Below are 10,449 nucleotides of genomic sequence, written 5' to 3'. Positions count from 1 at the left end.
TTGGATCCTCATGCCTGGCTGAAGGACACCCTGGAGAAATTGCCTGCCTGGCCCAATAGCCGTATTGATGAGTTGTTGCCACTGAAGGCAGCATTACCGTAAATCCCGCCGCCGGTGGAGTGGGACGGCTGGCCGCTTACGATGCCGATTTGTGACTGTGGCGATCGGCAGAACCCGACCCTAAGCCGCCTGATGACATTCACATTGCCAATGACCGCTTTCCCTACCGATGAGCTAGTCGGCTCGCCCGGCACCAGTGACCACTCATCCTTCAGCCCGCAGTGGCGAACTTCGACGCCTTAACACTTTCAAATAAAAGGATTCATCATAAAGCGAGTTCGGTCGTGTGACCGGAATAATCCATAGAGTCCAACGCAGCGGAAGCGTAGCTTCATTCATCATTCCATCGGCATTCCGGGTGCGTCCTTCTGTTCTCTAATGTAACCATTCATTGACAACCTGAGGTCGACCTGGGAGCTGTTCGTACGGCTAATCGCATTCTGTGCGGTAACGCACAGAATGCCCAGGCTTATCAGCGCATCATGAAATGGTGAGACGCTCAGGATAGCATCTGTTTCTTGCGTTCCGCTTCTTAAATCCATTTTTTATATCAAGAGTTCATCATGCCCGGTACATCGATCGTGGAATTGCATCAAATGACGAACACGCTTGGCCTCGATGGAGGCAATTTCGACAAGTCGAGAACACAGGTAATCCGTGAAACCCAGATGGCGCGTGACGGAGACCCCTGTTTTGGCACCGACAAGCGCCACGACTGCGCCGAGATGTCGAATGGAGAAGAGAATGCCGCAAGCCGGTAGCGGCTTGGCGACGGCTTGGTGGTCACTACCCCTAGTACAATAATTATTTTGGAGTGCATTATGAAAAAATCGATTTGCCATGCCCTGTTCCTTGTGACGGCATTCTTTTGTGCGACGGCCATTGCGGTCGCAGCGGAAATGGCGCCGGACGCGCTGATCAAGGAGACATCTCAGGATGTCCTGGAGATTATCAAGAAGGATAAGGATATCCAGGCGGGGAACAAGCAAAAAATCTATGCTCTGGTTGATGCCAAGGTGCTGCCTCATTTTGATTTCAAACGAATGACTCAGCTCGCAGTCGGAAGATCCTGGCGTCAGGCCACACCGGCACAACAGGATGCGCTGATGAAGGAGTTCCGTACCTTGCTGGTGCGTACTTATTCTACTTCGCTGAGTACCTACAAAAACAAGACCATTGACTACAAGCCGGTTAGGATGCAGTCCGGCGATACCGATGTAACGGTGAAAACCTTGGTCAACCAGACTGGCGGTCAGGCTGTCCCCATCGACTACAGCCTGCAAAAAAATGCGGACGGCTGGAAGGTCTACGATGTCGTGGTGGACAACATCAGCCTGGTCACCAATTATCGCGGTTCTTTCGCCAGCGAGATTCGTCAGTCCGGCATCGACGGCCTGATCAAGGTTCTGGTTGAGAAGAACCGAGTGGCTGAAACTTCGGGCGCTAAAGTCTGAATCGGTTATAGCGTGGACAATATATAAAACGCTTGACTCAATAAGTGGTCGTCTCGGAATTCTGAAATTGAAGTACGTGTTCGATGTGAAGTCATTGAGGATCACATGCTCGACTACTCGATAATGAAGCCAGAAGTGACCTGCCCAAAAGAAAAAGGGCCTACATTTCTGTAGGCCCTTCTCTTTACTGGTGCGCCCGGACGAATTCGAATCGCCGACCCCTTGGTTCGTAGCCAAGTACTCTATCCAGCTGAGCTACGGGCGCGTTGTGAAGCCGGCATTATAAAAGAAAACCCGCCATCAAACAATGGCAGAAAGAGGAATTCATCAAAAAACCCCATCAACCATAAATTGGTGCAGTTTGGCGAGGAGGCCAGACACGATCAGTTAAGGCGTATCAGAATAAATGCAGACAAGCGCACTATTCTTCCCCGTATTCCAGCGGCCACCTGGCCATCAGGTAATCAAGGATATCCCGGTTGAAATCCTTCGACCCATACGTCCAAACGACATCACTTTTATCCAGTTTGTTCAGCTTCCGGCTCCTGATATTGACGGCCAGCACCGGCAGATCCTGGTTGCGAAAGGCTTCCACCTCCCCTTCGATCCCTTCGTCGCCGTCGAAAAACAGCCATTCGGTGCCGAATTCACCCTGTAGCCGCTCCAGTTCGTGGCACATGTCCTCCTCCACCGGAAGAGGAGGATCGATCCGTTTCGGTTTTCCGGTGGAGTAGTCGAATTTCCACCCGTCATACAGATCAGTCCCTTCGGTCGCAAAAAAGGAGGTCATCTGGGCCGAGAAGAAATTTTCCAGTTTGAAAAAGGCCGAGGGGTAATCCCCTTCGCTATGGCCGATCCACCAGCCATACACATCCTTTTCCGCTTCGATATAGACAACGGCGCACAACAATCCCGCGCCCCTGGGCGTGAAAGCAAAAAAAGTCTGGGGAGTATTCATTATGGCCAGTCCTATCTGGTTTTTACAAAAGGATAACGCTGCCGCAGATCGCGGGTAAGCAGAGTGACGCCACATTCGTGGCCGACGGTTTCTGCAGCGACAATGCAATCGGCATTCTTGAAGGAAGCCGTCACCTTATGGCCTTCCTTTTCGGCCAAGGCAAAGAGGTGTTCGGCGACGCTGCGCTCCACTTCGGGACTGATTACCTGCCCAATGAGCCCGCGCCGTTCCAGGCGCACATGAAACGTCCCTCCTGAAATGCGGCCGAGATAGGGGGTGACAGCCTCCTTCAATTGCTCCACGAGGGTTTCCGGGGTGAAGTGGAAAGTTTGCTCGACGGGAATCACCCGCCCCAGATCCTGTACCCAAGGCGCGCCTTCCGCTTCCGCCTGCCGAATTGCTTCCAGGAAATTCGTGACATCCTCCACATAACCCGTACACACATCCTTGAACTCGGTCGAATGAAATTTCCCCATTGATCGAAGCTCGTGCAGCAGGCGATATTCACACCTTGAGCCCGGCAAGGAAGTCACAATAATATTCCAGTTCATCAATGATCATCTCCCAGCCTGCGTCCGCTACTATCCAACTCCTTCACCTATAATTTCAGTATAGGCAACCCGCATTGAAATGCCCCTCTCCCGGTTTCATCGTTACCACAGCCCGCCTTCCGGAGATGTGCTCTTAGGAGTTGCCATGAAAGCATTGATTGTCAGCGCAGACCATTTCGAGGACTCCGGGCTGTTGTTCCATTTCTACCGGTTCTTCCGGCTAAAGGAGGAGGGTTTTGAGGTGGACATCGCACCCATTAGTAACAACGGCGTAAAAGCATGAAAAAACTACGGCTTGCCATCATCGGCCTGGGGAATCTGGGGCGCAAATGTGCCGAGGCCATTATTGCCGACCCAGCCACGGTGCTGGCTGGGATTGTGCGGCGCAGCGGCAGCCCTGCTTCCTGGTTGAAAGTACCTGCCGTTACCCATATCAGCGAGCTGAAAGAAGTTGATGCCGCGCTGATCTGCGTTCCTCCCGATGCGGTAATGGGGGTAGCGAAGGACCTTCTGCAAAGACGCATTCCCGTGGTGGAATGCGCACGCCTCCACGGCGAGGCCTTTCTCAGGCATAAGTCAGAAATACATCGGGTCGCGCATCTTCACCGAGTGCCGGCTATTGTTGGAGCGGGATGTGATCCGGGCGCCCTCTCCCTGTTCCGCAGCCATTTCGCGTTGCTGGTCCCCCACGGACATACGGAAACCAGCCTGCATACCGGGCCAAGCCTGCACCATACACTGGCAGCGGAGGGGTTCAAGGGTGTCAGGAAAGCGCTGGCGACAGAGCTCAAGTCCGTGGAAGGGACAATCCAACGCTATGTTTATGTTGAATTGGAACCGTCGGCCGATGCGGCTGAAGTGGAGTACGCCATCATCCATGACCCCCTCTTCCTCGATGAACAAACTTTAGTGTTCCCCGTACCCAGTATTGCCGCACTGGAAGAAACAAACCGTGGCGTGTTGCTGGAGCGCCACGCCGCACCGGGTGAACCAGGCCATTTCTCCTTTTTGCTGGAGGCGCGTTTCGACGAGGTGGGGCTTGCGGCACGAATGATGATTGCCGCCGCGCGGTCATTACCCTCTCTACAAGCAGGCGCCTACTCTCTACTCGACCTGCCGCCGGGTGCGCTGTGGGGTGAACAGCGCACTGCTACGGAAAAAGAGTGGATGTAAAGTGTCGAACTTCGATGCGGTTGATCATGAGGCGCGCATCTGTCGAACCGGCGAATCCAAGACAGACGCGCCTCCCATCGAATTTTGCTCACTGAGCCCATTAGCGGCCAGAAATTCGCTATTTTCAAGCCGGGCTGGATGTCATCTCGACCTGCACCAGGGAATCGGCTTCAATGATGTTGAAGCGCACCGGCAGAAACTGCTCCAGCAGCCAGATGGCGGTAAGGGCGTGGGATGAGAGCTTTCTTGCCAGAAAGCGTGAGGTACCACCAGCAAGGGCGAGATAAATCAGCACCTGATCGGCAGCATGGATATCGAGGGTTGCCCCGGCAGAAATTTCCTCGCACAACAGCCTGCCCGCTTCCGAGCCAAGTGTCTCTGCGGGCACCCCTCGTTGCGCGGTGGCGGAAGCGCCCAGAATGGAGTGCGCCATTTGCGCGACCAAAACAATCGCCCCTCCCGCCCCGATAGCTTCATCTGCACCCAATACTGCCTGATTGATGGATGGAACAGGAAAGGCCGAGAGCTCCGCCAGCGCCGAACTCACCATGCGTTGAACGATATGATCCGGCAGGTTGGCAATGTGGGCGTAGCCACGGATTTCCCTCAGGGCGCCGGGCGTATCCAGAATCAATGGCTGAAGCGGCAAGGAGGGCAGCACCTCCACGGCCACTTCACCACCACCTCGTGGGTAATACCCCCGCTTCAACACCTCGATTCGGACCCTGACGCCCATGCTGGAGAGCACGGGCAGCAGAACAAGGTGAAAGTAATCCAGGGGTGGGGCAGCCCGGACATCGGTGCCGCCGGTGATGCGCATCCACAAGCCTTCTCCGCAAGCAACCGCAACGGGCAGCGCCGCCTGCAACACCAGAGTGATGCTGCCGGCAGTGCCCACGTTGAAATCGAACCGACCGCCACCCAACCGGCCAGGCCGGAACAGAATTTCCCGCGATTTGACTTCCAGTCCTTCTGCCTCAGCGCCGCACAGCTTGGCTACAGCCATGACCGCGGTCAGGTGCTGGGGTGCAAGGCCGGGATTGGTTCTATTGGCACGGATGTTTCGCACATGGACAGCTTCCCCGGTAATAGCTGAAAGCGCCACCGCCGTGCGCAGCAGCTGTCCACCCCCTTCTCCGTAGGAACCGTCAATTTCGCGCATGCCCACCTCACGGCAAATGCAACACTACCAGTGTAGCAGCCGCCCCGGCGTGATCTGGAATGACAGATTGAACCTTGGCAGGATTTTGCTATCAAAATCTCTCTTAAGAGAGAAGGAACAAATGTACATCGACAAGATTCACCAATTCCAAACCGGCGTTATCCTGGAAATCACCAGCGCTGATCTGCGAGCCCTGATTGCGGATGCCATGGCTGGGAACAGGATCTTTGAGCTTGAGCAGATCAGGCGGCCGGGAGATCTCCATGCCTACCTGTCCGTGACGGTTCACGAGGGCGCTAAGGGGCTGATTGAGAGACGCCAGCTATGGGCCGGCAAAATCAAGGCCGACCTTGTTGCGGGAAAACCGGTTTCATACGGGAGCTTCAGCAACCTGTTTTGGCGCAATCTTGATGAGGAAGATCCGGACGGTGACGAGTGGTACCGGCTGGTTGCCAATGAAAGGTTCGATGCTGAACTGACCGGGTTGCTCGACAAGGTGCGGGCAGCCCAAAGAATCCTGCGCCAGAGCACGGACTCGCTGGCTCGCATGAACTGGGCATCATTCAGCAGAAACGCATTCCCGGCTGACGCGCCGGCATTCTAGGGCAGATCAAGCGTTTGGCTGCAAGCCAAGCGAGTCTCCCAATTCCTGGCGCAACAACGCCTCCCGGTCGGAGTAGCTGGGGGAGAAATGAAGCGGAATAACATTCTTCGCACCTGCCTCCCTCGCCATTGAGGCAGCCTGCCGGGCAGTCAGGTGATACTTTTGTGCTGCACGCTCGGCATCCTGCTGCAAAAAGCCGGCTTCGATAAAAAGCAGATCCGAACCGCGGGCCAGATTGATGACCTTTCCAGCATTTTCCGGATTATAGACCAGGTCGGTGACGTAGCTGATCTTCTGCCCCGGCACGATGCGCAGCACTTCGGCCTTGAGTTGGCCGAGGGGAACATGAGTCTCCCGGACCTGCCGGTCTTCCTTCCACCAGACACGGAACAGCGTATCGTCCGCTTCACCCCGGAGGACCGCCTGTTTCAATTCCCGCAACCATGGCCCCATGGGAAGGTGCATTTCCGCCAGGCGGTTTTTCCACACGTTGACATGCGCCTTTTCCTCTAAGGCGAAACCCAGGCAGGGGGTTTTGTGGTCGAGGATGGCGCAACGGACGCGAAACATCTCTTCATCCACAAGGACCCCGTCGGCCAGCGCCAGCTCTTCTTCAGCCTCTCTTCGGAAACCGGTCCTGCAGTGGAATCTGGCCCTTCTTGCCATTCCCTCCCGCTGAACCTCGGTCACGACCAGGGTGAAATCGCTGGAATAATTCTCCACCAGGTTCCAGGTATAAGCCGCCAGCTTGTGTTCGACCTGCTCCATGAAGCGGGCCGGGCCAAAAAAATGCATCCTCTTTTCGCGGCCCAGGGAAATCCTGAGCAGCCAGTCGAACCCCATGAAATGATCCATATGGGTATGGGAAACGAAAACATGGCTCAGGCGCAGGATCTTCCGCGGGGCAAGCTTCCTGATATCCCCCAGGTCGAACAGCAGGGCCCGTTTCTCGAACAGGCAATCCACATAAAGCGCGGGATCCCCGAAAGGGTCGTTGACGAGTTTCGGATGGAACAGGGGTCTCATTATCAATTCTGTCCATGGGATGATTTGCACCGGAATTGCTCCGGGCCTGGAAGAAAGTCTATAAATAAAACAAGCCGCAGGTGTTCGGGTGTATTCGGCGAACAGCTTGCCTGCCTTATGAAATGGCTTGATTGGAGTATAGCGCATGGTTTTGCTTGAGGTTAAAGGCTTGACGTACTCGGTGCGGGACAAGAAACCCCTGTCCGGCCTTGACCTGACGGTGAACGAGCAGGAGATTCACGCCCTGCTCGGCGCCAACGGCGCCGGCAAGACCACTCTCGCCAATCTCATCATGGGCTGTGGCGGTTATATGCCTACTGCCGGCGAAATCCGTTTTCAGGGGCAGTTGATCAATACCCTGGCCATCCACGAACGCGCCCGACTCGGGATTACCATGGCCTGGCAGGAGCCGGCCCGTTTTGAAGGGCTGAGCGTGGGCGACTATCTGAGCCTGGGGCGAGCCGCCAACACCCCGGCGGACTGCCTGCGGCGCGTCGGCCTGGAACCGGCGGTCTATCTGGGGCGGGCGCTGGACAAGACCCTGAGCGGGGGGGAGCGCAAGCGCATCGAGCTGGCGTCTTTGCTGGCTCTGAAGCCGAAGCTGGCGGTCCTCGACGAACCGGACTCGGGCATCGACATGTTGTCCCTGCAGGAGGTCGTCGATGTGATCAAGGAACTGCAAAGGGAGGGGGCCGCCATACTGCTGATTACCCATCGACAGGAGATCGCACGCATCGCCAGCCGCGCCTCCCTGCTTTGCGGCGGCAGGCTGGTCATGACGGGCGAACCGGAGCGGGTCGCCGAACGCTTCCGTCATCGCGATTTCGGCGTATGCGACGGGAAGACATGCCATGCCTGACGACAAGAACGACCTGCTGAGCGCGCTGTTCAGCCACTATCCGGATGCGGCGATCCTCACCCAGCCGCAGACCGCCCACCTGGTGATCGATGGCCAGCAGATGCTCAGCCGGCAAACTGCCCCGGGCGTTGATATCCGCAGCCATGAGAGCGCCGGGGCAATCACCATCCAGATCACTGTCGCCCGCGGCATCCAGGTGGAAAACCCGATCCATACCTGCATCGGCCTGATGAAACCGCATGGCAGCCAGCACGTCCGCCTGCAGGTCAAACTCGAAGCGCACGCCTCGGCCCACATCATCGCCCATTGCCTGTTTCCCAATGCGGAGAAGGTGCGCCATGTGATGGAATCCCGGGTGGACCTCGGGGAAGGTGCCGAGTTGCGCCATAGCGAAGGACATTATCACGGACCGTACGGCGGCATCGAGGTGATCCCGCAGGCGGATGTGCGAGTCGGGCCGCATGCCCGCTATTTTTCAGATTTTTCCCTGACCAGCGGGCGGGTGGGCAAACTGCACATCGATTACCGGGTGGTGGTGGAAAAGAGTGGCGTAGCCGAAATCACCACCCGGGTATACGGCCATGGCACGGACGATATCCGCATCAGGGACGAACTGATCCTGGAGGGAGAGGATGCACGGGGGCTGATCAAGTCGCGCGTCGCGGTGGAGGATGAGGCAACCAGCGCCGTGATCGGGGTGACCCACGGCAAGGCTGCCGGGGCGCGCGGCCACATGGACTGCAAGGAGATCGTGCGCGACCGTGCCGTGGCCAGTGCCGAACCCATCGTCAGGGTGGAACACCCGCAGGCCATGGTTACCCACGAGGCGGCGGTGGGCACGGTGGACCAGAAGCAGCTCGAGACCCTGATGGCCCACGGCCTGACGCCCGATGAGGCAGTGGATGTCGTCATCTCAGGCCTGTTGAGGTAGAGGGTACGCGATGGCGGTCCGACCGACCTCTTCCATGAATGCGATGGCCACAGGGGAAACTACGGCAATTCCAATACCGTCAGGGCATGTTTTACTCGCGGCTGCCGCGTTCGTCGCAATTGCCCTGCACCGCCACCTTGGCATCCTTGTTGCCAGTCAAATACTTGGAATGCGCCTCGACCATCGGCTTGTATTCAGCCTTCACGTCAGACTTGTCGAAATCGTAATACACGCTGCGCTTGGTTTTTTGAGAGCGCCCAGCGATATAGCACATGGTATGGAAGTATGTATCTTTTAGGGGCTCCCTAAATATCTGAGCGCAGGCGCGGCAGATGAATATGCCAACGTATCGCAGCTAGTCGTACTGCGACTATGCAGGTCATCGAGAGAAAAAGGGCCAGGTTGTTGTTGATACTGAAGTGATCGAGCACAATCAGCAGCATAGAACCCGCCAGCGATGCAGTGGCGTAAATATCGGTGCGGAAGATCAGCGGGATTTCATTGCACAGAATATCGCGTATCACCCCGCCAAATACGCCCGTGATCACGCCCATCAGGCCGGCGATTAGCCAAGGTATGTTGAGCTTAAGCGCAATACTGGTTCCAATAACGGTAAATAGTGCCAGCCCAATCGCATCGGGAATCAGAAAGAAATTCTTCGGCAGGTTGAGGCGGCGACCAAGAAAAAAGGTGAGCGTGCCTGCAACCATGCCAACCGCCACGTAAATCGGATCATGTATCCAGTACACGGGCAAACGGCCGAGCAATATGTCGCGTATGGTTCCGCCGCCAATGCCGGCAATGACAGCGATGGCGACTACTCCGAACAAATCCAGTTCGCGACGCCGCGCTTCCAGTGTTGCGGTGATCGCGCACACGGCAACAGCACAAAGGTCCAACAAATAGATCAGCGTCATGGCTCAGGCGAGAATTCAAAGGTGCGCATTATACGAGCGAAGCAGCCTACCGATTTGTATCTATCGGATTGGCAGTGCAAATACGAATGCAGCTTGTCCCAGGACCATGGCCGTACTTGCACGGAAGGACTTTGTACTCACCAGGCCGGAATCTTTTTCCTTCCGCCTCAAACCAGCACATGGCGCGTCTTCACAAAAAAACGGTGGATCTGCTGCTCTATTTGCGGATCGATCATCACCTCAGGCCGCTTGCCATTCGGACAGGCGAGTCGTGGCGTCGTTCCGAACAAGCGGCAGATCAGCGGGCGTACTGCATAGACCTGGCATCCATTGTCACCCAAGTGAGGGCAGCGCAGATCGGCAAGCGCCGCCTCATGTTCCTCGTCGCTTTTGACTGGAAGCCATGCCATCTCTTCCGTGGAGGTGGTTACCGGCCCGCAGCAATCGTGACAACCGGGTTCGCACTCGAAAGAGGGAATATGCTTTCGGAAAAACCGGATTTTCTGGCCGTTGCTTGTCATTGTCGGTGTTACCTCGAAAAATCCCTGCACCACATTCTTAATCCACCAGTTTACGCGCTTCCGCAACCTGGCCGCGGTAGGCTTCGTAGATATGCTTGAGCGCATCCGCCATGGTGACCTGCGGCTTCCAGCCGAGGTCTTTCATGGTGTTCTCGATCTTCGGGACGCGGTTCTGCACGTCCTGATAGCCTTTGCCGTAGTAGTCTGCGGAAGTGACTTCAAGCGTGTTCACT

The 10,449-nt window shown here is 56.4% G+C and carries 15 protein-coding genes, 1 tRNA gene and 1 pseudogene; 8 read left to right on the top strand and 9 right to left on the bottom strand.

The features are described 5' to 3' along the window. From VMV64_RS04160 to VMV64_RS04150, 3 genes are all read left to right on the top strand, one after another. Positions 1-102: transposase domain-containing protein (locus tag VMV64_RS04160; RefSeq protein ID WP_325328581.1), on the top strand; the 102-nt coding region annotated here is incomplete at its 5' end. A 554-nt stretch (positions 103-656) separates the two neighbouring features. After that, on the top strand, positions 657-821 hold the full coding sequence (locus VMV64_RS04155) for a hypothetical protein (RefSeq protein ID WP_325328692.1): 165 nt from the start codon (positions 657-659) through the stop codon (positions 819-821). A 60-nt stretch (positions 822-881) separates the two neighbouring features. Further along, the gene (locus VMV64_RS04150) at positions 882-1,514 is read left to right on the top strand and encodes an ABC transporter substrate-binding protein (protein WP_325328691.1); all 633 of its coding nucleotides are present in this window, start codon (positions 882-884) and stop codon (positions 1,512-1,514) included. 188 nt (positions 1,515-1,702) lie between these two features. On the opposite strand, the gene VMV64_RS04145 is transcribed toward VMV64_RS04150, so the two are convergent. The 3 genes from VMV64_RS04145 to VMV64_RS04135 form a co-directional block, all read right to left on the bottom strand. Continuing rightward, positions 1,703-1,779: transfer RNA gene (locus VMV64_RS04145), tRNA-Arg, on the bottom strand. A gap of 156 nt (positions 1,780-1,935) precedes the next feature. After that, the gene (locus VMV64_RS04140) at positions 1,936-2,472 is read right to left on the bottom strand and encodes a hypothetical protein (protein WP_325328690.1); all 537 of its coding nucleotides are present in this window, start codon (positions 2,470-2,472) and stop codon (positions 1,936-1,938) included. An 11-nt stretch (positions 2,473-2,483) separates the two neighbouring features. Further along, positions 2,484-2,948, bottom strand: a complete 465-nt coding sequence (locus VMV64_RS04135; protein ID WP_325328689.1) for a THUMP domain-containing protein — start codon at positions 2,946-2,948, stop codon at positions 2,484-2,486. A 220-nt stretch (positions 2,949-3,168) separates the two neighbouring features. Here VMV64_RS04135 and VMV64_RS04130 point away from each other — a divergent pair, with 220 nt between their 5' ends. Next, positions 3,169-3,306, top strand: coding sequence for a hypothetical protein (locus tag VMV64_RS04130; RefSeq protein ID WP_325328688.1), 138 nt, complete (start codon positions 3,169-3,171; stop codon positions 3,304-3,306). Then, entirely contained in the window at positions 3,303-4,196 is an 894-nt protein-coding gene (locus VMV64_RS04125; protein WP_325328687.1) for a Gfo/Idh/MocA family oxidoreductase, read from the top strand. Before VMV64_RS04130 ends, VMV64_RS04125 begins: the two co-directional genes overlap by 4 nt. A gap of 124 nt (positions 4,197-4,320) precedes the next feature. On the opposite strand, the gene rtcA is transcribed toward VMV64_RS04125, so the two are convergent. Beyond that, entirely contained in the window at positions 4,321-5,358 is a 1,038-nt protein-coding gene (gene rtcA / locus VMV64_RS04120) for an RNA 3'-terminal phosphate cyclase (RefSeq protein ID WP_325328686.1), read from the bottom strand. Positions 5,359-5,407: 49 nt separating this feature from the next. On the opposite strand from rtcA, the gene VMV64_RS04115 reads away from it, so the two are divergent. Then, positions 5,408-5,962, top strand: coding sequence for a hypothetical protein (locus VMV64_RS04115; protein WP_325328685.1), 555 nt, complete (start codon positions 5,408-5,410; stop codon positions 5,960-5,962). A gap of 6 nt (positions 5,963-5,968) precedes the next feature. Here VMV64_RS04115 and VMV64_RS04110 read toward each other — a convergent pair whose 3' ends face one another. Next, entirely contained in the window at positions 5,969-6,988 is a 1,020-nt protein-coding gene (locus VMV64_RS04110; RefSeq protein ID WP_325328684.1) for a ribonuclease Z, read from the bottom strand. Between the two features lie 145 nt (positions 6,989-7,133). Between VMV64_RS04110 and VMV64_RS04105 the strand changes: the two genes are divergently transcribed. Continuing rightward, a complete protein-coding gene (locus VMV64_RS04105; RefSeq protein WP_325328683.1) occupies positions 7,134-7,847 on the top strand; it encodes an ABC transporter ATP-binding protein in 714 nt (237 codons plus the stop codon). Further along, positions 7,840-8,778, top strand: a complete 939-nt coding sequence (locus VMV64_RS04100) for a SufD family Fe-S cluster assembly protein (RefSeq protein WP_325328682.1) — start codon at positions 7,840-7,842, stop codon at positions 8,776-8,778. Before VMV64_RS04105 ends, VMV64_RS04100 begins: the two co-directional genes overlap by 8 nt. Positions 8,779-8,869: 91 nt before the next feature. Here VMV64_RS04100 and VMV64_RS04095 read toward each other — a convergent pair whose 3' ends face one another. The 4 genes and pseudogenes from VMV64_RS04095 to VMV64_RS04080 form a co-directional block, all read right to left on the bottom strand. Beyond that, on the bottom strand, positions 8,870-9,052 hold the full coding sequence (locus VMV64_RS04095) for a hypothetical protein (RefSeq protein WP_325328681.1): 183 nt from the start codon (positions 9,050-9,052) through the stop codon (positions 8,870-8,872). Between the two features lie 31 nt (positions 9,053-9,083). Next, on the bottom strand, positions 9,084-9,695 hold the full coding sequence (locus tag VMV64_RS04090) for a trimeric intracellular cation channel family protein (protein ID WP_325328680.1): 612 nt from the start codon (positions 9,693-9,695) through the stop codon (positions 9,084-9,086). A gap of 167 nt (positions 9,696-9,862) precedes the next feature. Beyond that, positions 9,863-10,216 (bottom strand): YkgJ family cysteine cluster protein, encoded by a 354-nt coding sequence (locus VMV64_RS04085; RefSeq protein ID WP_325328679.1) that lies wholly within the window; start codon positions 10,214-10,216, stop codon positions 9,863-9,865. Between the two features lie 37 nt (positions 10,217-10,253). Then, a pseudogene (locus tag VMV64_RS04080) lies at positions 10,254-10,449 on the bottom strand (bifunctional UDP-4-keto-pentose/UDP-xylose synthase); the annotation flags it as partial.

Origin of the sequence: Sulfuricella sp. (assembly GCF_035531155.1) — a bacterium.
Classification (GTDB): domain Bacteria; phylum Pseudomonadota; class Gammaproteobacteria; order Burkholderiales; family Sulfuricellaceae; genus Sulfuricella.
Note: the sequence above shows the minus strand (reverse complement) of the source record. Positions and strands in the feature narration are given on the sequence as shown.

What these genes read in the sequence shown, in the direction of transcription:
- VMV64_RS04100 (WP_325328682.1), top strand. Translation starts at nt 7,840, where the DNA reads ATGCCTGACGACAAGAACGACCTGCTGAGCGCGCTGTTCAGCCACTAT.
- VMV64_RS04125 (WP_325328687.1), top strand. Translation starts at nt 3,303, where the DNA reads ATGAAAAAACTACGGCTTGCCATCATCGGCCTGGGGAATCTGGGGCGC.
- rtcA (WP_325328686.1), bottom strand. Translation starts at nt 5,358, where the DNA reads ATGCGCGAAATTGACGGTTCCTACGGAGAAGGGGGTGGACAGCTGCTG.
- VMV64_RS04135 (WP_325328689.1), bottom strand. Translation starts at nt 2,948, where the DNA reads ATGGGGAAATTTCATTCGACCGAGTTCAAGGATGTGTGTACGGGTTAT.
- VMV64_RS04090 (WP_325328680.1), bottom strand. Translation starts at nt 9,695, where the DNA reads ATGACGCTGATCTATTTGTTGGACCTTTGTGCTGTTGCCGTGTGCGCG.
- VMV64_RS04110 (WP_325328684.1), bottom strand. Translation starts at nt 6,988, where the DNA reads ATGAGACCCCTGTTCCATCCGAAACTCGTCAACGACCCTTTCGGGGAT.
- VMV64_RS04105 (WP_325328683.1), top strand. Translation starts at nt 7,134, where the DNA reads ATGGTTTTGCTTGAGGTTAAAGGCTTGACGTACTCGGTGCGGGACAAG.
- VMV64_RS04140 (WP_325328690.1), bottom strand. Translation starts at nt 2,472, where the DNA reads ATGAATACTCCCCAGACTTTTTTTGCTTTCACGCCCAGGGGCGCGGGA.
- VMV64_RS04095 (WP_325328681.1), bottom strand. Translation starts at nt 9,052, where the DNA reads ATGTGCTATATCGCTGGGCGCTCTCAAAAAACCAAGCGCAGCGTGTAT.
- VMV64_RS04155 (WP_325328692.1), top strand. Translation starts at nt 657, where the DNA reads ATGACGAACACGCTTGGCCTCGATGGAGGCAATTTCGACAAGTCGAGA.
- VMV64_RS04150 (WP_325328691.1), top strand. Translation starts at nt 882, where the DNA reads ATGAAAAAATCGATTTGCCATGCCCTGTTCCTTGTGACGGCATTCTTT.
- VMV64_RS04130 (WP_325328688.1), top strand. Translation starts at nt 3,169, where the DNA reads ATGAAAGCATTGATTGTCAGCGCAGACCATTTCGAGGACTCCGGGCTG.
- VMV64_RS04085 (WP_325328679.1), bottom strand. Translation starts at nt 10,216, where the DNA reads ATGACAAGCAACGGCCAGAAAATCCGGTTTTTCCGAAAGCATATTCCC.